Below are 23,063 nucleotides of genomic sequence, written 5' to 3' on the forward strand. Positions count from 1 at the left end.
GACCCCGCCTTTAGTGTGTGGTCGCCAGCGCCGGCGCTGGTTTGGGCCTGTGGAAAAACTTCTCAAGGTACAAGTATATGATCGGTGTGGTGAACAGCGTCAGCGCCTGGCTCACCAACAGGCCGCCGACCACCGCGATCCCCAGCGGCTGGCGCAGTTCGGCGCCTGGCCCGGAGCCCAGCATCAACGGCACGGCGCCGAGCAGGGCGGCGAGGGTGGTCATGATGATCGGCCGGAACCGGGTGACGCAGGCTTCATAAATCGCCTCCTCAGGTGGCAGCCCGCGCACGCGCTGGGCCTCCAGGGCAAAGTCGATCATCAGGATGCCGTTTTTCTTGACGATACCGATCAGCAGCACCAGCCCGATCAAGGCCATGATCGAAAAGTCCTGGCCCAGCAACCACAGCATGATCAACGCGCCCAAGCCCGCCGAGGGCAAGGTGGAGATGATCGTCAGCGGGTGCACGAAGCTCTCATACAGCACGCCCAAAATAATATAGACCGCCACCAGCGCCGCCAGGATCAGCCACGGTTGGCTGGCCAAAGAGCTTTGGAACGCCTGGGCCGCACCCTGGAAGGTGCCGATCAGGGTGGTCGGCATGCCGATTTCGTTTTTGGCCTGGTTGAGCATGATCACCGCATCACCCAATGCCACGCCGGGTGCCAGGTTAAACGACAGGTTGGCGGCCGGGAACATGCCGTCATGGCTGATGGACAACGGCCCCACGCTGGGTGGGTCGACCTTGGCCAGTGCCGACAGCGGCACCATCTCGTTGGTCAACGGTGAGCGCAGGTAAAAGTAGTTCAGGCTTTCGGCCTTGCCGCGCTGTTGAGTGTCGAGTTCCAGCACCACCTGGTACTGGTTGATCTCGGTCTGGAACTCGTTGATCTGGCGCTGGCCGAACGCGTCATACAGCGCCTGGTCGACATCGGTAGCGGTGAGGCCAAAGCGCGCCGCCGCCTGGCGGTCGATGCTGATGTGAGTGATGCTGCCGCCCAGTTGCAAGTCGTTGGACAGGTCGCGAAAGGCCGGGTTGGCGCGCAGTTTTTCGGTCAGGCGTTGGGTCCAGGTATTGAGCGTCGCGCCGTCGTTGCTCTTGAGCACATATTGATACTGGGCGCGGCTTGGGCCGGAACTCAAGTTGATGTCCTGGCCGGCGCGCAGGTACAAGACGATGCCAGGCACCTTGGCCAGTTTGGGGCGGATGCGGTCAATGAACTGGCTGGCGGATACATCGCGATCACCGCGGTCCTTCAAGGCGATCCAGAAACGGCCGTTGGCGATGGTCTGGTTGCTGCCGGTCACGCCCACCGAGTGGGAAAACGCGGCCACTGCCGGGTCGTCCTTGACGATCTCGGCCAGCGCCTTGTGCTTGGCGACCATGTCCGGGTACGACACATCGGCCGCCGCTTCGCTGGTGCCGAGTACAAAGCCGGTGTCCTGCACCGGGAAGAAACCCTTGGGGATAAACACGTAGCCGACCACGGCCAACGCCAGGGTCAGCATAAAGATCGCTGCCATGCTGCGTTGATGCGCCAGCGCACGGCGCAGGTTGCGTGCGTAGCCGGCGAGCAGGCGCTCGCTGAAGCCCGGTTTGTCATGGGCATGATGAGTCGGCGCGCGCATGAACAGCGCGGCCAGGGTCGGCGCCAAAGTCAGCGAAACCACCACCGAAATCAGGATGGTCGAGGTGGCCGTCAGCGCAAATTCCTTGAACAGCCGCCCGACCACACCGCCCATGAACAGCAGCGGAATAAACGCCGCCACCAGCGAGAAGCTGATGGACACCACGGTAAAGCCGATCTCGCCCGAGCCCTTGATTGCCGCCTCGCGTTTATCCAGGCCCGCCTCCAGGTGACGGTGAATGTTCTCCACCACCACGATGGCATCGTCGACCACAAAGCCCACGGCGATCACGATCGCCACCAGCGTCAGGTTATTCAAGCTGAAGCCGAGCACATACATCAGCGCGAAACTGGCGATCAGCGACACGCCGAGTACGCTGGACACAATCAGCGTCGCCGACAATTGGCGCAGGAACAGCGCCATCACCGCCACCACCAGCAGGATGGCGATCAGCAGGGTCACTTCCACTTCATGCAAGGACGCGCGGATGGTCTTGGTGCGGTCGGTCAACACGCTGACCTGCACCGAGGCGGGCAGCATGCCTTCCAGGCGCGGCAGTTCGGCTTGAATGCGGTCCACGGTCTCGACAATGTTGGCGCCGGGCTGGCGCGAAATCACCAGGTTGACGCCGGGCGTGTCACCGGACCAGGCCTGTACGTAGGCGTTTTCCGAACCGTTGATGACTTTGGCGACATCACGCAGTTGCACCGGCGCGCCGTTCTTGTAGGAAACGATCAGTTGGCCGTATTCCTCGGGGTGAAACAGCTGGTCGTTGGTCGATATCGTCGACACGCTGTTCTTGCCGTAAATCGCACCTTTGGCCAGGTTCAGGCTGGACTGCTGGATGGCCAGGCGCACATCGGCGAGGGTCAGGCCGATGGCCGCGAGTTTGTCCGGTGAAGCCTGTACGCGAATCGCCGGGCGTTGCTGCCCGGTGATATTGATCTGGCCAACGCCGTCAATCTGGCTGATCTGCCGCGCCAGCAAGGTTTCTACATAGTCGCTCAGCTCGGTGCTGGGCATGCTGTCGGAGCTGACGCTGAGGATCAGCACCGGGCTGTCGGCCGGGTTGACCTTCTTCCAGGTCGGCAGGCTCGGCATGTCGCTGGGCAGCTTGCCGGAGGCGGTGTTGATCGCCGCCTGCACTTCCTGCGCGGCGGTGTCGATGCTTTTGTTCAGGGTGAATTGCAGGGTCAGCAGGCTTGAACCCAAGGCGCTGCTGGAGGTCATCTGGGTCATGCCGGGGATGGCGCTGAATTGCACCTCCAAGGGCGTGGCCACGGATGAGGCCATGGTGTCCGGGCTGGCGCCGGGCAAGGTGGCGGTGACCTGGATGGTCGGGAACTCCGCTTCCGGCAGCGGCGCCACAGCTAGGCGCGGGAAGGCAATCAGCCCCAGCAACACCAGCGCAAAGGTCAGCAACAGGGTGGCAACCGGATGGTCGACGCACCAGGCGGACGGGGAACGGCTGCCGCTCATGGTTGCACCTTGGTCTGGGCGGTCTGGATCACTTGTGGTGGCTCTTTGAGCACCTCGATTTGCGCACCGGCCTTGAGCCGCGACTGGCCGTCGCTGACCAGCACATCACCGGCTTGCACGCCCTTGATGATGGTCACGTCGCTGTCCTGATACGCCACCTGCACCGGCACAACCTCAACCTTGTCACCGTTGACGCGGTACACAAAATGCGCGTCGAGCCCACGTTGCACCACGGTCGGTGGCACCACCAGCGCGTTCTTGTCGAGGGCGGTCTGGATCTTGATAGTCACCAGTTGCCCCGGCCACAGACGCTGCGAAGCGTTGTTGAATTCAGCCTTGGCGCGCAGGGTGCCGGTGGTGGAGCTGATCTGGTTGTCGATCAGGCTCAAGTGGCCTTCGCCGAGCAGGTCGCCGGTCTGGCCGTCGGTGTCGGCGCCCATGTAGGCATCGACGCTGGCTTGGGTGGGCGCGGCGATCAAGCCTTGCAGGGTCGGCAACATTTGTTGCGGCAACGAGAACTCCACGGCGATCGGATCGATTTGCGTCACCGAGAACAAGCCTTGGGTATCACTCATGCGCAGGAAGTTGCCTTCATCCACGGTGCGAATGCCGACACGGCCAGTCACCGGCGAGCGAATCTGGGTGTAGGACAGCTGTACCAGGGCCGAATCAATGGCGGCCTGATTACCTTGCGCCGTGGCCTTGAGCTGGTTGACCAGGGCTTGCTGCTGGTCATAGGTCTGCTTGGATACGCCGTCGTCGACGCTCAGCTCTTTGTAGCGCTTGAGGTTTACCAACGCCACTTGCAACTGCGCCTGGCTTTCGCCCAACTGCGCCTTGGCCTGATCAAGGCTCGCGCGGATCGAGCGGTCATCGATGGTCGCCAGCAGGTCACCGGCCTTGACCAATTGGCCCTCCTTGACCAGCAGCTTGGTGAGGATGCCGTCGATTTGCGGGCGGATCACCACGCTGTGCAGCGACAGCACCGAGCCGATACCGCTGACAAATCGAGGAATGTCCTGCTGTGTGACGCTCACCACTCGCACCGGGATAGCGGTGGACACCGCCAGTTTGGTTTTCGCCGGTCGGTTGAAGGCCCAGGCTGCAACTGCCACGACCACCAGGGCAGCCACGATCAGGGCGGTTTTTCGTTGAATGTGCATGGGGTGGGGCGCCGGGGCAAAGGGTTGGGAGAGTGATCGTTCTTTATAGCCCGCCAACCCGGTCAGCACGGTGACTGCTAACTGACAGCGCTGTCAGTAAAGTCCGACCATTCGTACCGGCGGTGGTTAAAGATCCAAGGCGCGCAGGTATACTGCGCGCCAGCGTGGCCCGCAAGCCGGCCACCGCCTCATTTTCTGCACGCCCCGGAGCTTCCATGACTTCCCCGACACAACCCCCTGTTGACGCGGCCGACCTCGTCGATCCGGCCGACGCTCAAAGCGTTGAAAAAGCCGAGATCCCGGCGTTCAAGTTTCCGTTCAAGCCGGGTGAACTGGCTGGGGCCAAAAACGCCGCCCAGCCTTGGTACAAGAATGGCGCCAAGAACGGCCACACCAAGTCGCCAGGCATGGCGCCGCCGGGCACTCGCCGCTCGATGGGTAAACGCTGAGAATAGAACGACCAGCGTTTTATCAGGTGCGGACTACAACACCTGCTGACATTTCCGATTGAAGACCCGCGACCGTTTCTAGAAAGCTTGCACAGCCTTGATTCCATCCCGACCGTTCAGATCGGGCGGGTGGCCAAGGCTGGTCTTTCTGGAAAAGGATGTTTCCCGTGGCTCTGATACCCCTGTGTGCAGCACTTGCCCTTTTGCTGTCGATCGACGCCGTGGCCGACGATGATCAACCCCGGCGCGAAATCCGCTTCGCTGTTGCCGCGCAGTTTCCGCCCTTTCAGAGTCGTAGCCCGCAAGGTCAATTGGTGGGCTTGAACATCGACTTGGGCAACGCCTTGTGTACACAGTTGAATGTGCGCTGCACCTGGGTCGACCAGGTGTTTGTCGAAGACTTCCCGGCCCTCGAAGCCCGGCAGTTCGATGCGATCATGGGCATTGCCGCCACCTCGGGGCGGCGGCGGTGGGTGGGGTTCACCGATAATCTCTACCCTTTTACCACGCGTTTGGTGGCCCGTAAGGCGTCCGGCCTGTTACCCGACACACGCTCGCTCAAGGGTAAGCGTGTCGGTGTGCTGCTGGGCAGCAATCGCGAAGCCTTTGCGCGGTCGCAGTGGGCACCGGCGGGCGTCATCATCAAAAGTTTCTGGCTCAATGACGAACTGGCCCGCAGTCTGGTAGCCGGCAAGATTGATGCGACGCTGCAAGGCACTGTGGAAATTCGCAGTGCACTGCTCGACACCCCGGTTGGCCAGGATTTCGACTTCATGGGGCCGCCCTTGTCCGGTGAACTCTTAGGCAATGGCATTGCCATTGCTGTGCGCAAGTTTGACTCCACTTTGCGCAACGACCTCAATCACGCGCTTGAGCAACTGATGCACAACGGTGAATACCAGCGGATTCTGGCGCCTTATCACTTGGATGAGCCGCCCTCCACTCAATGATGGCCAATTAATTGCGGCACGTGAGCAGGCCCCGTGTTTTGCAAGCCATGGCCAACAGGCGGGCCTACCCGTTCAACTGTGGGAGCTGGCTTGCCTGCGATGGCATCACTTCGGTGTACCTGGTGTGCCGAGTTGCCCGCATCGCAGGCAAGCCAGCTCCCACATCCACACTGGCCGCATCGAGCCTAAGCCGCCCTCAACGAGATAAACGCATAGTTGGCCGGCACCTCAGTGGCAATCTGCGCCCCCGCATCCAGCACCTGTTCGGCGATGTCCATGCCGGAGACGTGAAACACCCACTCATTAGCCACCGATGGTTGCTCAATCGCCAACTCAATCGCCTGCGCAAAGGCAGCCATATCCGGCAAATACGCGGTAAACCCATCGCCCTTGAGCGCCGTGGTACGAATACCCAGCAAGGCGCACACGGCCTCCTTGGTCTGCACATCGTCACGGTCGGCCTGGCGTGAGCGGCGGATCAGCTCAGCCAGTTCTGCATCCATCAACTCACCGCCGACGATCAGCGCCGGCCCCTGTTCCCAGGATTCTGGCGGGCAATCCTTGGCGGCGGGGTTCAATGGGATATGCGGGTTGATTTCCATCGGGTAGATGCGACACACCAGTGGGCGACGCTCATAGATGCCACAACGGTTGTCTTCGTCAAGATTGCGGCAACGCCCGGCGTTGTAGGCGGCAAAGGTGATTGCCACAAACGCCTCGGTATTGCCGCTCGGCACTACCACTGAACGGCGTTCGGCATGCTCGCGTTGTTGCACCGGCAAGCCCAGGCCGGTGCCAAGAAAGCCCTCCACCAGCACGATGACGTTACCGCCGTCAGCCGCCCAACTGCGGGCTTCTTCGAGGGTCAGGGGAACGTGATGGTCGCTGCAGCATTTGCCGCAACCCACGCAGGAAAAGTGAGTATTCATGGAGGATCTGTCACCAGGCAAGGTCAGAGGGCACTCTTGAACGGTGACGGGTTTTTGCCTCTATTCACTGTTCAGGCTCAGTGGAAGCAAGTTATGCGCCAGTGCCGGTCAGTCCTCGGGTACCTGGTCGCGCAGCACAAACACCATGCCGGCACTTTCATACAACTGTCGGGCGCGTTGGTTGGTTTCCAGCACCTTCAGGTCCACACAGGGCTCGCCGCGTTGCTTGAACACGTGGAAGGTATGCAGCAACAAGGCACGCCCCAGCCCCTGGCCTTGGGCGCACGGATGGACCGAGAGGTTCTTGATAAACGCGCTGGTCCAGCACTGGGCCACGCCAAGAATGCCGTCTGCGTTACTGGCCACCAGGCATAGCGTGGGGTCGAACTCGGCGTCGGTGACGAACTGCCGGCGCCATTCTGCCAGGCTGGGGACACGGCCGCCGCCCTGTTCCTGGGTCATGCGCAATACGGCATGGATGGCCGGGGCCAGCTCATCGCGGTAATGATCCAGCCGGGTATTGGCCGGCCACTGCGGTGCTGGCAGGCTGGTAGTAAGGTCGCGGCGCAGCAGTTGGAAATACTCCGCCACCGCTTACAGGCCTTTTTGCGCCACAGTTTGCGCGGCAACCACCAGGCATTTGGTCAGCTCGGGCGACGAGAACTTGGTGAGCACCGCATCGGCACCGGCCAGGCGGGCCTTCTCGCTGTTCATCGCGCTGTCCAGGGAGGTGTGCAGCAGCACGTAAAGCTCCTGGAAGTCCGGGGTTTCGCGCAGGGTGCGGGTGAGGGCGTAACCGTCCATTTCGGACATCTCGATGTCCGACACCACCACGTTGATCTGCTCGACCGTGCCTTGCAGCTCCAGCAGCACATCAATGGCTTCCTTGGCACTGCGCGCGGTGTGGCACGTCAGGCCGAGGTTGCGCAGGGTGTGTACCGATTGCTGCAGAGCCACCTGGCTGTCGTCCACCACCAGGATTCGCGCGTTGCCGAGCACTTCGGCTTCTTCCATGGTCAAGTCGGTCGGCGCCGCTTCAACGGGGGCCGGGGCAATGCCGTGGATGACCTTTTCGATATCCAGCACCTGCACCAGGCCGCCTTCGACCTGAGTCACGCCGGTGATAAACGAGCGATTGCCGCCGGAGCCATAGGGCGGCGGGCGGATGTCGGTGGTCAGGCAATGCACAATCTTGCTCACCGCCTGCACATGCAGGCCCTGCTTGGAACGGCTGACATCGGTGACGATCAGGCAGCCGCCGTTCGGGTCTTGCAGCGGCATCTCACCGAGGGCGCGGCTCAGGTCGATCACCGACAGCGAGGCACCGCGCAGGGTGGCGATGCCTTTGACGTGCGGGTGCGACTCCGGCAGCTTGGTCAGCGGTGGGCAGGGGATGATTTCACTGACTTTGAGCAGGTTGATGGCCATCAGCTTGCCGCTGCGCAAGGTAAAGAGCAGAAGCGAGAGTGAATCTGCGCGGGCTTTGGTGGTGGACATAAAAACCTTCTGTGGATCAGGGATGACGATCTATGGAAGGTTATCGACTCGGGGGAGCCAGGCTTTAACCGGATTTTGTGTCGGGCTGGGCTTGTGTGGGAGCTGGCTTGCCTGCGATGCAGGCACCTCGGTCTACCAGTTGCACTGAGGTGATGCCATCGCAGGCAAGCCAGCTCCCACACAAAACCCATCCCATATGAGATCGGCGTCAGCCCTTCCAGACCTGCGGGTTGACCAGATCCTGCGGACGTTGCCCCAGCAAGGCGCTGCGCAGGTTGTCCAGGGCGCGATTGGCCATGGCTTCACGAGTTTCATGCGTAGCCGAGCCGATATGCGGCAGGGTCACCGCATTGCTCAGTTGGAACAGCGGCGATTCGGCCAGCGGCTCTTGCTCATACACATCCAGCCCGGCGCCACGGATTTTCTGGGTTTGCAGCGCCTCAATCAGCGCCGGTTCATCCACCACCGGCCCACGGGAAATATTGATCAGGATCGCACTGGACTTCATCAGCCCCAATTCGCGGGTGCTGATCAAGTGGCGGGTCTTGTCGCTCAACGGCACCACCAGGCAGACAAAATCCGCCTCGGCCAGCAACTGGTCCAGGCTGCGCAACTGCGCGCCCAGCTCCTGCTCCAGCTGGGTCTTGCGGCTGTTGCCGCTGTACAGAATCGGCATATTGAAGCCCAGGCGCCCACGCCGGGCCACGGCTGCGCCGATATTGCCCATGCCCACTATGCCGAGGGTCTTGCCGTGTACATCGCAGCCAAACAGCGGCGCGCCAACGCTGGCTTTCCACTGGCCGGCCTTGGTCCAGGCATCCAGTTCGGCCACGCGGCGCGCACTGCTCATCAGCAGGGCGAAGGCCAGGTCGGCGGTGCTTTCGGTGAGTACTTCCGGGGTGTTGGTGAGCATGATCCCGCGCTCGTTGAAGTACGGCACGTCGTAGTTGTCGTAACCCACCGACACGCTGGACACCACTTCCAGCTTGCTCGCGCCTTCCAGCTGCGCACGCCCCAGCTTGCGGCCTACGCCAATCAGGCCATGGGCGTGGGGCAGGGCTTCATTGAATTGAGCATTGATGTCACCCAGCTTGGGGTTCGGCGCGATCACCTCGAAGTCCTGTTGCAGGCGTTCGATCATTTGCGGGGTGACACGGCTGAAGGCGAGGACAGTCTTTTTCATTGCAGAACTCCGCTCAAAATGTGGGAGCTGGCTTGCCTGCGATGCTGGCGCCTCGGTGTATCAGCAGTACCGAGGCGATGCTATCGCAGGCAAGCCAGCTCCCACAGTAAATGGATGGTGTTTGTGGGGCCGTATTCCAAAATCAGTTCGCCAGGCGTGTGCCGCCCAGGCTGCCACTCAACTCATACGCCACCAACTCCGCCTGATGCGCCGCCAGAATCTCCGGCAACGACCCTCTCAGGTATTCCACCCAGGTCTTGATCTTCGCATCCAGGTACTGGCGCGAGGGGTAGATGGCATACAGGTTCAGCTCCTGCGAGCGGTAGTTGGGCATCACCCGCACCAGCGTGCCGTTACGCAAACCTTCAATAGCCGCATACACCGGCAGCAGGCCGACGCCCATGCCGCTGGTGATCGCGGTTTTCATTGCATCGGCCGAGTTGACCAGGAACGGCGAAGTGTTGATCGCCACGCTTTCCTGGCCTTCGGGGCCGTTGAAGGTCCATTTGTCCAGCTGGATCACCGGGCTGACCAGGCGCAGGCAGGCGTGGTTGAGCAAATCCTGGGGCCGCTGTGCGCAACCTTTGGCCTTGACGTAATCCGGCGAGGCACACGCGATGCTGTAGGTGATGCCCAGGCGCTGGGACACAAAACCCGAATCCGGCAGCTCGCTGGCCAGCACGATGGACACGTCGTAACCCTCGTCGAGCAGGTCCGGCACGCGGTTGGCCAGGGTCAGGTCGAAGGTCACGTCGGGGTGGGTGCGACGGTAACGGGCAATTGCGTCAATCACGAAATGCTGGCCGATGCCGGTCATGGTATGCACTTTCAGCTGCCCGGCGGGGCGTGCGTGGGCGTCGCTGGCTTCGGCCTCGGCTTCCTCGACATAAGCCAGGATCTGCTCACAACGCAGCAAATAGCGCTTACCGGCCTCGGTCAGCGCGATGCGGCGAGTGGTGCGGTTGAGCAAGCGGGTTTGCAGATGGGCCTCAAGGTTGGAGACCGCGCGCGAAACGTTGGCGGTGGTGGTGTCCAGTTGCACGGCGGCGGCGGTGAAGCTGCCGGCCTCGGCCACGCAACTGAAGGCGCGCATATTTTGCAAAGTGTCCATGGAGTGTTCTCAAGGGAGATAGCAAATTGTGACAGAAAGTTACGCCGTCCAGTGATCCCTACCAACGGATTATCGCCTGAACGGTAACAAAGATTCACAGGAATGCCAGCTTATCGTTCCCCATGGCGCCCCCTAGAATTGCGCCACCTTCCCCGCCTCACCACCTCAGGAATTCGTTCGCCGTGCCGCGTCGCATCAGCAGAGAGCTGAAGGCTCTCAGTGTTTTGGCCTTATCGTTAGCAATCAGCGGCTGCATCGGAACCGGAGGAATCGCCCCCCAAGGCCAAGCCTTCAACGCCAATACCCTGGCCACCGACGCCGCCATCCAGAGCGCCGCGCAGGACGCCCACTGGCCCACCACACAATGGTGGCAAGCCTATGGCGACATGCAACTCAACCGCTGGGTCGACCTCGCCACGCAAAACAGCCCGAACATGGCCATGGCCGCCGCGCGGGTGCGGGAAGCGCGGGCCATGGCCGGGATCGCCGAGTCGGCTGAGTCGTTGCAGATCAACAGTGACACCACGCTCAAACGCCACAATTGGCCGAAAGATCAGTTCTACGGGCCGGGCGAATTGAGCGGTGCCAATACCTGGGACAACACCGCGTCCCTGGGCTTGAGCTACGCCCTCGACCTGTGGGGCCGCGAAAGCAATGCCAGCGAACGCGCCGTCGACCTGGCGCATATGAGCGCTGCCGAAGCGCGTCAGGCCCAGCTCGAATTGCAGAACAATGTGGTGCGCGCCTATATCCAGCTGTCGTTGCATTTCGCCAACCGCGATATCGTCGCCGCCACCCTGGCCCAGCAACAGCAGATCCTCGACCTGGCCAATAAGCGCCTGAATGCCGGCATCGGCACGCATTTCGATGTGAGCCAGGCCGAAACGCCCTTGCCCGAAACCCATCGACAACTCGACGCACTCGACGAAGAAATCGCCCTGAGCCGCAACCAGCTCGCGGCATTGGCCGGTAAAGGCCCAGGCGCAGGCGCGCAACTGCAACGCCCGAGTTTGTCCTTGGCCGCGCCGCTGAAGCTGCCCTCAAGGCTGCCCGCGCAATTGCTCGGCCAACGCCCGGACGTGGTTGCCAGCCGCTGGCAGGTCGCCGCCCAGGCGCGCGGTATTGATGTGGCGCACGCCGGTTTCTACCCCAACGTCGATCTGGTCGGCAGCCTCGGCTATATGGCCACCGGCGGCACGATGCTGGGGTTTCTCAGCGGGCAGAAATTCAACTACACCGTCGGCCCGGCGATCAGCCTGCCGATCTTCGACGGCGGCCGTTTACGTGGGCAGTTGGGCGAAGCCAGCGCCGGTTATGACATCGCCGTGGCCAAGTACAACCAGACGCTGGTCAATGCGCTCAAGGGCATCAGTGACCAGTTGATCCGCCGCGAATCCATGGACAAGCAAGCCGACTTTGCCGCGCAGTCGGTGGCCTCGGCGCAGAAAACCTACGACATCGCCATGATCGCCTACCAGCGCGGCCTCACCGATTACCTCAATGTGCTCAACGCTCAGACCTTGTTGTTTCGCCAGCAACAGATCGAACAACAGGTGCAGGCCGCGCGTCTGAGTGCCCATGCCGAACTGGTCACGGCCCTGGGTGGCGGGCTCGGCGCCGGTAACGACGTACCACCGGACGCCAAGACACTGCCGAGCAAAACCCCGGCGGCGCTCGCCGTGTTTGATCACTGAGTAGACTGTAATGACTCCCTTGCCTGCCCCGCTGCGCTGGTTGCACTCCCTTGAGTGGCGCCGTGGTTTTTTCGACTGGGCACGCAGCGACGGCGTGACCTGGGTGTATATCTTCAAGGTGCTGATCGCTGCGTTCCTGACGTTGTGGCTGGCCATGCGCCTGGAGTTGCCGCAACCGCGCACGGCGATGATCACCGTATTTATCGTGATGCAACCGCAGAGCGGCCAGGTGTTTGCCAAGAGTTTCTATCGCTTCCTCGGCACCTTGGCGGGCTCGGCGGTGATGGTCTTGCTGATTGCCTTGTTTGCGCAGAACACCGAATTGTTCCTGGGCGCGTTGGCGATCTGGGTGGGCATCTGCACCGCTGGCGCCACGCGTAATCGCAACTTTCGCGCCTACGGGTTTGTACTGGCCGGCTATACGGCGGCGATGGTTGGTTTGCCGGCGCTGGCAAACCCCGACGGCGCGTTTATGGCGGCGGTATGGCGCGTGCTGGAAATTTCCCTGGGGATTTTATGCTCCACAGTGGTCAGCGCCGCGATCCTGCCGCAAACCTCCAGCGCGGCGATGCGCAACGCCTTGTATCAGCGCTTTGGCGTGTTCGCGCTGTTCGTCACCGACGGCCTGCGTGGGCGCAGCCAGCGCGAAGGTTTCGAGGCCAGCAACGTGCGTTTTATCGCCGAAGCCGTGGGCCTGGAAGGGCTGCGCAGCGTCACCGTGTTTGAAGACCCGCACATGCGTCGGCGCAATGGTCGACTCAGCCGCCTCAACAGCGAATTCATGAGCATCACCACGCGCTTCAACGCCCTGCACCAGTTGCTCGAACGGTTACGTGCGCACGCGGCTGATCATGTGGTGGCTGCGATCAAGCCCGGCCTGCAAGGCCTTGCCGAAGTGCTCGACGGCTTCTCCGGTCGGGCGCTCACCAGCCCCGACGCCGCACGGCTGGTCAACCAACTCAGCGCCTACAAAGACGAGCTTCCCGCCACGGTGCGTGCCCTGCGTGCAAGCTTTCAGGAAGCCAACCCAAGCGAAGCTGAACAGCTGGATTTTCATACCGCCTACGAGCTGCTTTATCGCTTTGTCGATGACTTGCACAACTACGCGCTGACCCACGCTTCCCTGGCCGACCACAGCCATGAGCGCGAGCAGTGGAACGAGACCTTTATCCCCAAGACCAACTGGCTGGCCTGCGCGGCTTCGGGTATTCGTGCGTCGTTCATCCTTATTGTGCTCGGCAGCTACTGGGTGGCCACCGCCTGGCCCAGCGGCGCAACCATGACGCTGATTGCCGCCGCCACCGTCGGCCTGTCCGCCGCCACGCCCAACCCCAAGCGCATGGCCTTTCAAATGGCCTGCGGCACCTTGATCGGCGCACTGGTTGGCTTTGTCGAAATGTTCTTCGTGTTCCCCTGGATCGACGGCTTCCCGCTGCTGTGCCTGATGCTCGCGCCGGTGATCATCTTCGGCTCGTTCCTGGCCTCACGCCCGCAATACGCCGGGGTAGGCGTGGGCCTGTTGATCTTTTTCAGCACCGGTTCGGTGCCGGACAACCTCACGGTCTACAACCCCTACACCTTTATCAACGACTACATCGCCATGATCATCGGCATGCTGGTGTGCGCGGCGGCGGGGGCGATCATTCTGCCGCCCAACAGCCGTTGGTTGTGGCGCCGTTTGGAGCAGGACCTGCGCGAGCAGGTGGTGTATGCGATCAGCGGCAAGCTCAAGGGCCTGGCCTCGAGTTTTGAAAGCCGCACCCGCGATTTGCTGCACCAAGCCTACGGCCTCGCCGTTGGCCAGCCGCAGGTGCAGCGTGATTTGTTGCGCTGGATGTTCGTGGTGCTGGAAGTCGGCCATGCGATCATCGAACTGCGCAAGGAACAGGCGATTTTGCCGGTGCACCCGGCGTATGCCCAATCCCAGCCGTGGCGCCAGGCGATCCGCGTGATGGGGCGCTCGCTGGTGCGGCTGTTTTTGCAACCGAGCGCGAACAATCTGGAGCGTGGACTGGTGGCTGTCGACCATGCGATCAGCCGTGTGCAGGCCACCGACGAACCCTTCGCCCCGCATTTTGATACCTCGGCGCTGCGCCGGGTGAAAAGCTACCTGCACTTTATCCGCACCTCGCTGCTAGACCCGCAATCGCCATTGGCTGCTCTCAAAGGAGCCCCGCATGCCCCGTGAAATCGCCTTCCATGGCCTGTACATGCCGACCATGACCCTGTTGTTTTTTATCGCCGCAGGGTTGGCCTGGGCGTTGGACCGCTTCCTGGCCGGGTTCGACCTCTACCGTTTTTTCTGGCACCCGGCGCTGCTGCGCCTGAGCCTGTTCGTTTGCTTGTTCGGCGCGCTCGCGCTGACCGTCTACCGTTGAGAATGCCCCGATGAAAAAGTTTTTCAGCCTGCTCGCGACCTTGCTGGTATTGGCATTGGCGATCTGGATTGGCCGCACGTTGTGGGTGCACTACATGCAAACGCCGTGGACCCGCGATGGCCGCGTGCGCGCCGACATCATCAATGTGGCGGCCGACGTTACGGGCGAAGTGGTGGATGTACCGGTGCGTGACAACCAGTTGGTGAAGAAGGGCGACCTGCTGATGCAGATCGACCCCGAGCACTACCGCATTGCCGTCAAACAGGCGCAGTCGCTGGTGGCTTCGCGCAAAGCCACTTGGGAGATGCGCAAGGTCAACGCCCACCGCCGTGCCGACCTCGACGCGCTGGTGATCTCCAGGGAAAACCGCGACGACGCCAGCAACATCGCCGACTCGGCGTTGGCCGATTACCAGCATGCGTTGGCGCAACTGGAAGCCGCTGAACTTAACTTGAAACGTACGCAGGTGGTGGCGGCAGTGGACGGTTATGTCACCAACCTCAATGTGCACCGTGGCGACTATGCGCGTATTGGCGAGGCCAAGATGGCCGTGGTCGATATGAACTCGTTCTGGGTCTACGGCTTCTTCGAAGAGACCAAGCTGCCCCATGTGAAGGTGGGCGACAAAGCCGATATGCAACTGATGAGCGGCGAGACGCTCAAGGGCCACGTGGAAAGCATCTCGCGGGGTATCTATGACCGCGACAACCCCGAGAGCCGTGAGCTGATCGCCGATGTGAACCCGACCTTCAACTGGGTGCGCCTGGCCCAGCGGGTGCCGGTGCGGATACACATTGATGAAGTGCCCGACGGCGTGCTGCTGGCGGCGGGGATCACCTGCACGGTGATCGTCAACCCAACGCAACATTAAACTGTGGGAGCTGGCTTGCCTGCGATAGCGCACTGTCAGTTGACCTGTTTTCAGCTGACCCACCGCCATCGCAGGCAAGCCAGCTCCCACAGTTTTGGCTGTGTTATGCCTTGATGAAGGTTTCATGCAGATGGCGCCACAGCAGCGCGCCGCTGGCCTGTTTTTCGAATACCACGGTGGCGCGGCGGTCAGTCTGGGTGCCGCTGTCATCAATCTGGTGTTCGCGGTAAGTCACCGTGGCACCGCGCGCGTGCCGGTCGATCCCGGCCATTTCGCTCAAGGTGATCTTCAACCCCGGGCGCATACCGCCCAGGCGCGTGAACAACGCTTTAACCCCGGCTGTATTCACTCTCGTGCCGGTGGCGGGTGCGACCATGCTGAAATCGGGTGAAAAGCGCGCAAGCAAGGTTTCCAGGGTGCCTTCAGGCGCAACCCCGGCAAACCATTGCTCGATCTCGACGTGGGTCTGGATCACTTCTTCAAAAAAATCGTTGTAATCAATCATGGCTGGGCTCGCTGGCAGGGTGAAGCAGCGTGCGGACTCTGGATGTATCCAGGCGCAACACGGCAAAAAGGGGCAGCAGTGTCAGGGCTGCGGCTATCGTGAAGGTTATGACGAAGGAATCCAAGGCCGACAACAACGCACTGAGGGCGGCAGCGCCGAGGCAGAAGCTGACTTGTCGATTGATGTTCCACAGCGCACTGGCGTGGCCCATGCGCTCGGCGGGTATGTCGAGAAACGCCAAGGTCTGCGCCGTGCTGCTGCACAGGCTGCCGCCCAGGCCCATCAACGCGTAGGCTAGAATAATTACGGCCGGTTCGGGTTTTGTCAGCAGCAGGATGCCGATGCATTGCAGGGCCATGCCCGCCAGCAGCAAGGGTTTTGGGCCGTAGCGGTTGAAGCGTTTTTTGCTCAGGAAAATCGCCAGTGCCGACGCCAGCGCCCACGGCAACATCAGCGCGCCGGTGTGTGTCGCGTCGTAGCCCAGGCCTCGCAGGTAGAGAATAGCGATCAGGCTGGTGCCGATAAATATGCCGGGGATGAACAGATAGACCAACATCGCCACGCGCAGCATCGGGCTGCGGATCTGTTTGAAAATACTGCCCACATCCAGGGCCGGGCGCACTGTTACAGGTGCATCAGGTTTTATCCACAGCAGTGCCAGCAGCAACGTGAGCAACGCCAGCGGCAGGTTGGCGTAGAAGATCCAGCGCCATGACACACTGTCGACGATCAGCCCGCCCAAAGCCGGCGACAATGCCGGTACCAGCAGCGCCACCGACATCACGCTGGCTGTCAATTGGCTGCGTTCTGCCGCTGGATAGTGCCGGTAAGCCATGGCTTGGCCCACGGGGATCAGCAAGCCACCGCCCAAACCTTGCAGCGCCCGCCAGCCAATCAGCGTTTCGATGGAACCCGCCTGGCCAACCATCACCGAGGCGCCCGCGAACAACAGCAGGCTCGCCGCGATCAGCGTTCGTTCGCCCATGATCGCCGCCAGCCACACACTCAACGGAATGATCACGGTCAGCCCGAGTACGTAGGCGTTGCTGATCCACGCCAATTGCGTGACCGAGGCGTGCAGTTCGCGGGCGATGTCCGGGTAGGCAACGGTGGCGACAAACATGTTCACCAGGTCCAGGGCAAAGCCGAGTAAAAAGATCCAGGCGACTTTCGAGCGGTAGGTCATAAACGCGATCCTGCGAGTGAAGCGGGCAGGGTAGGTCGCAAGCAGCGTTTGGGATACGGTGATTTGACTGTTAGTTTGTCAAAAATATTTTGACAAAGGAGCGCGAGGCCAATGGTCAGCCTGGACCGATTCGACACCTTCAAAGCCGTGGTCGAGGCCGGCTCGCTCACCGCCGCCGCCGATCGGCTGGGCCAGACCCGCGCCGTGGTCAGCTTCAACCTCAAGCGCCTTGAGGCAGAACTGGGCGTTACCTTGCTGACTCGCAGCACCCGCCAGTTGGCACTGACGGATGCCGGTGAGCGCTTTTACCTGCGTTGCACGCGCATGCTGGAAGAAGCCCGGTTGGCGGTGGAAGAAGCCCGCTCCGAACATGCCCAGCTCAAAGGCACCTTACGCATCACCACCACGGTGGAATACGCGTTGGCAGTCGTTGCTCCTGTGGTGGAGGCTTTTCGGCGCCTGCACCCGGACTTGAACATTCACTTATCCACATCCTCCACCCATGCCGATTTGATCTCCGAACGCTTTGACGTGGCGATTCGGTTGGGGCGACTGCTCGACTCCAATCACCGGGCGGTGCAGCTGTCGACCTTTGAGGTGTTTGCTGTCGCCGCGCCTGAGTTTGCCGAGGTGCAAAGCCTGGATGCGTTGGAGCGCGTGCCCAAGTTAGGCCATGGCCGTTTGACGGAGCTGAGCCTGACCGACCCGGCCGGCGGCGAGCATCAATACCGTTCCGGCCCTGCGGCACTGGTGGCCGACAGTGCGTCGGTTCTCCAGACCTTCGCCGTGCGTGGGCATGGTGTGGCGGTACTGCCGCAATGGTTGGTGCAGGGCGATCTGGACGCGGGGCGGTTGGTGCGCTTATTGACGGACCATCGCTTTGCCCCACAAGGGGTTTACGCGATGTACCCGGATACGCGGCATTTACCGCTGAAGGTGCGGGCGTTTATTGATTTTATGAAGGGCTAGAGTGAGCCAGAGAGTCCGAACCGCTTCTTCAGGACTTTCTCCAGCAATCCTTTTGGCAACAACGCCGCCATCAACGGCAACGCTCGGCTGCCATTGCCCGCACGCAACATCCGTGGCGGTGTTGGGTGTTGCACAGCCTTAAGCACTTGAGCTGCAAACTGCTCGGCCGAAGTCGGGTTGCCCTGCGAAGCCTGGGAGCGCGCACGAATACCTTCACGCAACGGCCACCAGGGCGATTGTTCGTTGATCAGCAGCTCAGCCTGGGCGCTGGCGTTTTTCGCGAAGCTTGTATTGATTGCTCCCGGCTGTACTTCCAGCACGCGCACGCCAAACGGCGCCAGTTCCATACGCAATGCATCGCTCAAGGCATGCACCGCCGCTTTCGAGGCGCAGTACGCACCGGCAAACGGCGTGACCAGCACACCCGAAACGCTGCCGATATTCACCACCAAACCTTTACTGCGCCGCAGCGCGGGAAACAGCGCCTGGGTGACGCCGACGATGGAAAACACATTGGTCTCGAACTGGCGCTGCATGGCTTTGGTGCCGCCGTCGAGCAGCGGCCCCATGGCGCCGTAGCCGGCATTGTTGATCAACACGTCCAGTTCGCCGAGCTGTTCGGCCAGGCGCTGCAAGGCCGCGCTGTCGTTGACGTCCAGTAGCACGGCATTGAAGCCGGCAGCAGCGAGGGCGGCGACGTCCGCTTCGCGGCGGGCGCTGGCCCACACGTCGAAGCCGGCGGATTTGAAGGCGTCAGCCAGGGCGCGGCCAATGCCACTGGAACAACCGGTGATGAGTACGTTGGGCATGGATCAATCCTTTGTCAGTCCGAGAAACTGCCTTGCAGGTGCTCGGCGCGAAATTCCAGGGTTTGCGGGCGGTAGCCGGGGCGCAGCGGCGGCGTGGGTAAACAGTCGTCCCAGGTGGCGCCGGCCTGTAATTCGCCGGGGCCGCGGTAGCGCGGCGCAGCATAAACGTTATCGGCCAGGTTCACCGTGTCCCCCGGTGCATACGCTGCGAGGCGCCAGCGCAATTCAGTGAGCGGCACGTCGTTGCCGTTGATCAGCACCAGTTTCAACGGTCGGTCGGCCGGGCATTCCTGCGGCGCGTAGCTGATGCGCAGTTCCAGGCGTGCCAGTTGCGAGGCTTCGCGGCTGTCCAGCCACACCACCCAGATGGCGACAAAACCCAGGCCGACGGCGGCGGCCAGCGATACCGGCAAGGCTTTGGCGGGGTAGCGCAGCAGCAGGATCAGCCAGGTGATGATCAGTAGAACGCCGAAGAACATGATGATGACCTCGCGAAGGGATAGACCATCGTACCTGTGGCTGGGCCGGGTTGACTATCTACGGGCAGAGACAGGGTCTGTGCGCTGCATTGAACACATGATCAAACAAGTTTTTTTAGCGGTTTTTATACGAATCGACACTCAGGAAGTACCGAAGCCTGTCGGAACAGAGCGCCTCGACAGGTCCTACTTCAAGTCCATTTATGTGAGAAAGAGTCGATGATTTACCGCCCCCTCAGTCCAGGCAATCAGCAACCGTTTTTGGCTATAACGCCATCCTCTTCATTGCCGGTTGAACCACCTCCTGCGGCGGTGGGCAATGAACCGTTGCAAGCGCCTTCGGCTCCCCAAACGCCCAGGGTGCCTCGGTTGCGCAGAGCCACACTGGAAAACGCTCCGGCCCGCGACACCTCTAAGCCTTCGGCGCTGACGCTCAGTCAGCGCCAAGAATTGGCAGGGAATATTCATACCAATTATTGCCTGACGGTGGCGTTGGAAGAGATCCAGGCGGCCATCACCGAGGATCCGAGTCTGGATGTTGCAGCGTTGCTCGAAGTGAAGAAATTTTCCGCTCATCACGTTTCTACTTTTGGGCGCGCCTATAAAATCGCGCCGGGCGAGGATGTGCCGCTGGCGTGGTTCCTGCGGGAAAATCAATGGCGGGTCCCCAAGGATCTCGGGCAACTGGCCAACCTCATCGCCGTGTGCAAGGAGCCGTTGCCTGAGCCGGTTGAGCACGGCAATTACTGGGGGCTGTTATCCCAGCCCGCCACATTGGACAGTGGTCAGCGCACCCGGCTAAGCGAAATGGCGGCCGCCGAAATGGCCACGCTGTCGCCTGGCAAAGGCATCTTCACTGCTTTTTTTGAGAAGCATGGGGCTTCGCTCCAAGGCATGAGCGCCGCGCAGCTGCTTGAAAGCATGCTGGGCAGTGCTCAGATCAGAAACTTGGGCCAAACGCTGGAAATGGCCCTCAACAGTGACGCGTCACTGACCAGCAAAGATGCAAGTTGGGCGTTGGCGGCAATGGTGCTGGAGCTGGATCCGCGGGCCGGCAGCAAGCGTGGCGTCGTGGCCGGGTATGACCTTTACCAGCCAGCCAATCGAGATGTCCATCCTTCGGTGGTCGTCTCGCGCCTGGAGAAACATCTGGTGGACCAGGGCAAGGTGCCTGTCGAGCTGGCACCGGCCGCCGCGCGCTTATTGCTTGCAGGCGCTGACCCTGCCTTCATTGCCGAAGATATGCCCAGCAACCTGGTGGTTAAGTCTGCGGCCTTTGCCAAGCTGTCGGCGGTTGTGCAGGCGCAAGAGTTTTGGACGCCGGGCATTGCGACATACACCGATTTTCAAACGTTCATGAGGCTGGCCAATCACAGTCCTGTCTCGGAGGCCGAGGGGGTTGTCGAGGCCAAGGCTCAGTCCAATGCGTTGATTCAGTGGGGCGTTGCCCAGGATGAAATGGCAGGTAAGGACGATGAAGACTATACGTCGCAAGACGTGGTCGGGTTACGCGACGCTTTCAATGAGGAACTCTCCTCATTGAAAAAAGCCCATGAGCAGATAAGCGCCGCCATGCCCACCCGCGAGAACATCGCAGTTGAAAACCTGAAAGAGGCCTATGGGGCCGATCACTCATTTGATGTGCGTAATATCAGCATTGCCAACATCGATGCCAGTGAAAGCCAGTACCACTCGTTACTGGATATCTACATGTCAGGAAAGATGGACCGTATCCCAAGAGGGCAGCGGTACGATTTTCAGTTAGGTAACCGTTTCACCCGGGTCAAGCCGCTTCCTGATGTCAACCAGGCATTCGACAGCCAGTTCGATAGCTACTTCAACAACTTGAAGGAGGGCGTGACAACCACCTCCAGACACCAACTATTGCAGCTGTCTGCGCAAGACAGACACACCATCGCGTCGGGTAAGGTCGAGTTTTTTTCTCTACGCAAAGCCGGTGTTGCGCAGGCTGAGGAGACGGAGAGCCCGGAACAGGCACAAGCGGCCAAGGCGCGTTACGGACTGTTGATGCGGGTGCTGACCAAAGTCGACAAAAACGGCAGTGACCGGGACGTTAAAAACCTGCGCCATGTGTACTACGAAGTGTTCCCCCTGCAAGGCGTCATCCGCCGTCGCGACGACCTGCCCCGGTATCTGCCTAACCCCCCTCCACGAGTGGCCAACGCTCAAACCTACGCCACGACTCAGGCTAAAGGGGTCAGTGTTCCGGTCGATTATGAGGCCTATGAAAACGGCACCCCGCCACAGGCCGGCAAGGTTTCGACGGGGCTGTTGACTCAGCAGCTCAACGCGCCTTATTTGCCTGAGCCCAGGCAAGGGCAGGACGCCAGTTCCGCGGTTTCCGTGAATGCTCGGTTCGACACGATCGCCAAGGTGATCGCCGACCACCTGTTACATGATCGCGATGCCATAAAGGCAGGCGCCAAAGGCGTGACCGAGGTGGAAAAGGAAGAGGCCGGCATCAAGGCCGCGCATGATTTTGTGACCGGATTGATTCCGTTTAAAAATGCCATCGAAAACGCAGTCAAGGGCAATACCGGCGCGGCCATCAAGGACTTTGCGCTGGATATCTTTGGTTTCATCCTGCCATTCGGCAAAGGGCTGGGGCAGGCGAGCAAAGCGTTGGGCAAGTTGAGTGAAAAGCTCGGAACACGGGCGTTCAAGGTGTCCGATACGGTTTTGCGCTCAGTTGCCAGTGGCTTGAACCCCACCGACGGTCTGGGAGACCTGGCAGTGGGGCTGGCAAGGGGCGGGAAGACAGTGTTGAAAAGTAGTTTCGGGGAGCTGAAGCAAATATTGCAGGAGCAGTCTGTCAATGTTGGCGTCTCTGGGAAGGTAGCGAACACGGTATCCGACATCGCCGGCACCGGTCGCCAACTGCCCGACTACAGTGCTCACTCACTGCCTGATAGCCTGCTTGAGGGCCGGAATATAAAAGGGGATGGCACTTACCAAGTCGGTGATCAGCACTATGTTCGTTTCACCGATGGCACAGCCACCAGCCGAGTATTTGAAATCAGCCGGAACTATAAAGTTGCGGGCGGCCAGGTTCGGGTTATTGATCCTGTCACCCAGAAAACGGTGATGTTCCTCCAGCCAACAGGCACCGGCGAATGGCGACTGAACAGCCTGCTGGGAGGCGTCAAGCCCGAAACACTGCAACGCATGAATGGGATCAGGCCTGCGCCGCAAAAACGTCCTGCCGGGCAAGGCAGCTCTGGTTCAGCCGCAGGCGTGGGGGGGGCCGGCAGTCAACCGGCCTTTAAACGACCCAAGTTGCCTGAAGTTTTCCAGGGTGAAAAGGCGCTGATGGATCCGCCCGTCAAAGGCGAGAACCGTTTCTACCATTACACCGGGGCAAAGTCTCATGCCGCAATCAACAGCGATTGGCATTTGCAGTCCTCGGTGCTTAACGTGGATGGCAAGCCGTTACCGCGTGGGAAAGGCAGGCATTACTTTACGGATCTGGCGCCTGATGATGCGGCAACCAAAGAGATCTCCACGACTATTTTTGGGCGCCGGCGACATGGCAACCAATTGGACAAGATGACGCATTACTACGAGGTCAATACCTCGGGGCTGGCGGTCATGAAAACCGATAACCCACATATTTTTTATGTGGAGACGACATACGCCCTGCCCTTGAAGTACAGCGTCGAAGGTGAGCCGGTGAGTCGAATCATTACCCACGGGCAAACGCCATTCACTGCGTAGCCTCTACGGCCCCTCCCGCATTTAACCGCGTCCCTGCTTTGAAATACGG

The 23,063-nt window shown here is 61.0% G+C and carries 19 protein-coding genes; 8 read left to right on the top strand and 11 right to left on the bottom strand.

Annotated elements, in window-relative coordinates:
- Positions 1–10: 10 nt before the first annotated feature.
- Together HU759_RS05860 and HU759_RS05865 are read right to left on the bottom strand one after the other, a co-directional pair.
- Positions 11–3,106: a multidrug efflux RND transporter permease subunit gene (locus HU759_RS05860; RefSeq protein WP_186616763.1), complete on the bottom strand. Its 3,096-nt coding sequence runs from the start codon at positions 3,104–3,106 to the stop codon at positions 11–13.
- Positions 3,103–4,269 carry an efflux RND transporter periplasmic adaptor subunit gene (locus HU759_RS05865; protein ID WP_017138174.1) on the bottom strand — a complete coding sequence of 389 codons (1,167 nt, stop codon included), beginning with the start codon at positions 4,267–4,269 and terminating at the stop codon, positions 3,103–3,105. Before HU759_RS05865 ends, HU759_RS05860 begins: the two co-directional genes overlap by 4 nt.
- A 215-nt stretch (positions 4,270–4,484) precedes the next feature.
- On the opposite strand from HU759_RS05865, the gene HU759_RS05870 reads away from it, so the two are divergent.
- Together HU759_RS05870 and HU759_RS05875 are read left to right on the top strand one after the other, a co-directional pair.
- Positions 4,485–4,718, top strand: a complete 234-nt coding sequence (locus HU759_RS05870) for a hypothetical protein (protein ID WP_017138173.1) — start codon at positions 4,485–4,487, stop codon at positions 4,716–4,718.
- A 167-nt stretch (positions 4,719–4,885) separates the two neighbouring features.
- Positions 4,886–5,668 (top strand): transporter substrate-binding domain-containing protein, encoded by a 783-nt coding sequence (locus HU759_RS05875; protein ID WP_026013782.1) that lies wholly within the window; start codon positions 4,886–4,888, stop codon positions 5,666–5,668.
- A gap of 185 nt (positions 5,669–5,853) precedes the next feature.
- Here HU759_RS05875 and HU759_RS05880 read toward each other — a convergent pair whose 3' ends face one another.
- From HU759_RS05880 to HU759_RS05900, 5 genes are all read right to left on the bottom strand, one after another.
- Positions 5,854–6,597, bottom strand: coding sequence for a YkgJ family cysteine cluster protein (locus HU759_RS05880; protein ID WP_017138171.1), 744 nt, complete (start codon positions 6,595–6,597; stop codon positions 5,854–5,856).
- A 108-nt stretch (positions 6,598–6,705) separates the two neighbouring features.
- Positions 6,706–7,188 (bottom strand): GNAT family N-acetyltransferase, encoded by a 483-nt coding sequence (locus HU759_RS05885; RefSeq protein WP_017138170.1) that lies wholly within the window; start codon positions 7,186–7,188, stop codon positions 6,706–6,708.
- A 3-nt stretch (positions 7,189–7,191) separates the two neighbouring features.
- Positions 7,192–8,094, bottom strand: a complete 903-nt coding sequence (locus HU759_RS05890; protein ID WP_017138169.1) for a chemotaxis protein — start codon at positions 8,092–8,094, stop codon at positions 7,192–7,194.
- A 208-nt stretch (positions 8,095–8,302) separates the two neighbouring features.
- Entirely contained in the window at positions 8,303–9,277 is a 975-nt protein-coding gene (locus HU759_RS05895) for a D-glycerate dehydrogenase (RefSeq protein ID WP_186616764.1), read from the bottom strand.
- A 142-nt stretch (positions 9,278–9,419) separates the two neighbouring features.
- The gene (locus tag HU759_RS05900) at positions 9,420–10,388 is read right to left on the bottom strand and encodes a LysR family transcriptional regulator (RefSeq protein ID WP_017138167.1); all 969 of its coding nucleotides are present in this window, start codon (positions 10,386–10,388) and stop codon (positions 9,420–9,422) included.
- A gap of 182 nt (positions 10,389–10,570) precedes the next feature.
- Here HU759_RS05900 and HU759_RS05905 point away from each other — a divergent pair, with 182 nt between their 5' ends.
- From HU759_RS05905 to HU759_RS05920, 4 genes are read left to right on the top strand one after another with little or no spacing between them, the layout of a single operon-like run.
- Positions 10,571–12,082, top strand: coding sequence for an efflux transporter outer membrane subunit (locus tag HU759_RS05905; protein WP_186616765.1), 1,512 nt, complete (start codon positions 10,571–10,573; stop codon positions 12,080–12,082).
- A 10-nt stretch (positions 12,083–12,092) separates the two neighbouring features.
- A complete protein-coding gene (locus HU759_RS05910; RefSeq protein WP_017138165.1) occupies positions 12,093–14,270 on the top strand; it encodes an FUSC family protein in 2,178 nt (725 codons plus the stop codon).
- Positions 14,260–14,460, top strand: coding sequence for a DUF1656 domain-containing protein (locus HU759_RS05915; RefSeq protein ID WP_017138164.1), 201 nt, complete (start codon positions 14,260–14,262; stop codon positions 14,458–14,460). The genes HU759_RS05910 and HU759_RS05915 overlap by 11 nt, the downstream gene beginning before the upstream one ends.
- Positions 14,461–14,470: 10 nt before the next feature.
- Positions 14,471–15,331, top strand: coding sequence for an HlyD family secretion protein (locus HU759_RS05920; protein ID WP_017138163.1), 861 nt, complete (start codon positions 14,471–14,473; stop codon positions 15,329–15,331).
- Positions 15,332–15,434: 103 nt separating this feature from the next.
- Here HU759_RS05920 and HU759_RS05925 read toward each other — a convergent pair whose 3' ends face one another.
- Together HU759_RS05925 and HU759_RS05930 are read right to left on the bottom strand one after the other, a co-directional pair.
- On the bottom strand, positions 15,435–15,836 hold the full coding sequence (locus tag HU759_RS05925; RefSeq protein ID WP_017138162.1) for a nuclear transport factor 2 family protein: 402 nt from the start codon (positions 15,834–15,836) through the stop codon (positions 15,435–15,437).
- Positions 15,829–17,022 carry an MFS transporter gene (locus tag HU759_RS05930; RefSeq protein ID WP_017138161.1) on the bottom strand — a complete coding sequence of 398 codons (1,194 nt, stop codon included), beginning with the start codon at positions 17,020–17,022 and terminating at the stop codon, positions 15,829–15,831. Before HU759_RS05930 ends, HU759_RS05925 begins: the two co-directional genes overlap by 8 nt.
- Before the next feature lie 111 nt (positions 17,023–17,133).
- Here HU759_RS05930 and HU759_RS05935 point away from each other — a divergent pair, with 111 nt between their 5' ends.
- Positions 17,134–17,991, top strand: a complete 858-nt coding sequence (locus HU759_RS05935) for a LysR family transcriptional regulator (RefSeq protein WP_186616766.1) — start codon at positions 17,134–17,136, stop codon at positions 17,989–17,991.
- On the opposite strand, the gene HU759_RS05940 is transcribed toward HU759_RS05935, so the two are convergent.
- Positions 17,988–18,800: an SDR family oxidoreductase gene (locus tag HU759_RS05940; RefSeq protein ID WP_017138159.1), complete on the bottom strand. Its 813-nt coding sequence runs from the start codon at positions 18,798–18,800 to the stop codon at positions 17,988–17,990. The two genes, HU759_RS05935 and HU759_RS05940, sit on opposite strands and share 4 nt — an antisense overlap.
- 14 nt (positions 18,801–18,814) lie before the next feature.
- Entirely contained in the window at positions 18,815–19,279 is a 465-nt protein-coding gene (locus tag HU759_RS05945; protein WP_069786112.1) for a multidrug transporter, read from the bottom strand.
- A 219-nt stretch (positions 19,280–19,498) separates the two neighbouring features.
- On the opposite strand from HU759_RS05945, the gene HU759_RS05950 reads away from it, so the two are divergent.
- Positions 19,499–23,014, top strand: a complete 3,516-nt coding sequence (locus HU759_RS05950) for a hypothetical protein (protein ID WP_225933029.1) — start codon at positions 19,499–19,501, stop codon at positions 23,012–23,014.
- Positions 23,015–23,063: the final 49 nt, after the last annotated feature.

The organism is Pseudomonas sp. OE 28.3, assembly GCF_014268205.2.
In the GTDB taxonomy this organism is placed as follows: domain Bacteria; phylum Pseudomonadota; class Gammaproteobacteria; order Pseudomonadales; family Pseudomonadaceae; genus Aquipseudomonas; species Aquipseudomonas edaphica.

What these genes read in the sequence shown, in the direction of transcription:
- HU759_RS05865 (WP_017138174.1), bottom strand. Translation starts at nt 4,269, where the DNA reads ATGCACATTCAACGAAAAACCGCCCTGATCGTGGCTGCCCTGGTGGTC.
- HU759_RS05900 (WP_017138167.1), bottom strand. Translation starts at nt 10,388, where the DNA reads ATGGACACTTTGCAAAATATGCGCGCCTTCAGTTGCGTGGCCGAGGCC.
- HU759_RS05880 (WP_017138171.1), bottom strand. Translation starts at nt 6,597, where the DNA reads ATGAATACTCACTTTTCCTGCGTGGGTTGCGGCAAATGCTGCAGCGAC.
- HU759_RS05930 (WP_017138161.1), bottom strand. Translation starts at nt 17,022, where the DNA reads ATGACCTACCGCTCGAAAGTCGCCTGGATCTTTTTACTCGGCTTTGCC.
- HU759_RS05860 (WP_186616763.1), bottom strand. Translation starts at nt 3,106, where the DNA reads ATGAGCGGCAGCCGTTCCCCGTCCGCCTGGTGCGTCGACCATCCGGTT.
- HU759_RS05935 (WP_186616766.1), top strand. Translation starts at nt 17,134, where the DNA reads ATGGTCAGCCTGGACCGATTCGACACCTTCAAAGCCGTGGTCGAGGCC.
- HU759_RS05925 (WP_017138162.1), bottom strand. Translation starts at nt 15,836, where the DNA reads ATGATTGATTACAACGATTTTTTTGAAGAAGTGATCCAGACCCACGTC.
- HU759_RS05895 (WP_186616764.1), bottom strand. Translation starts at nt 9,277, where the DNA reads ATGAAAAAGACTGTCCTCGCCTTCAGCCGTGTCACCCCGCAAATGATC.
- HU759_RS05870 (WP_017138173.1), top strand. Translation starts at nt 4,485, where the DNA reads ATGACTTCCCCGACACAACCCCCTGTTGACGCGGCCGACCTCGTCGAT.
- HU759_RS05945 (WP_069786112.1), bottom strand. Translation starts at nt 19,279, where the DNA reads ATGTTCTTCGGCGTTCTACTGATCATCACCTGGCTGATCCTGCTGCTG.
- HU759_RS05890 (WP_017138169.1), bottom strand. Translation starts at nt 8,094, where the DNA reads ATGTCCACCACCAAAGCCCGCGCAGATTCACTCTCGCTTCTGCTCTTT.
- HU759_RS05910 (WP_017138165.1), top strand. Translation starts at nt 12,093, where the DNA reads ATGACTCCCTTGCCTGCCCCGCTGCGCTGGTTGCACTCCCTTGAGTGG.
- HU759_RS05940 (WP_017138159.1), bottom strand. Translation starts at nt 18,800, where the DNA reads ATGCCCAACGTACTCATCACCGGTTGTTCCAGTGGCATTGGCCGCGCC.
- HU759_RS05920 (WP_017138163.1), top strand. Translation starts at nt 14,471, where the DNA reads ATGAAAAAGTTTTTCAGCCTGCTCGCGACCTTGCTGGTATTGGCATTG.
- HU759_RS05950 (WP_225933029.1), top strand. Translation starts at nt 19,499, where the DNA reads ATGATTTACCGCCCCCTCAGTCCAGGCAATCAGCAACCGTTTTTGGCT.
- HU759_RS05915 (WP_017138164.1), top strand. Translation starts at nt 14,260, where the DNA reads ATGCCCCGTGAAATCGCCTTCCATGGCCTGTACATGCCGACCATGACC.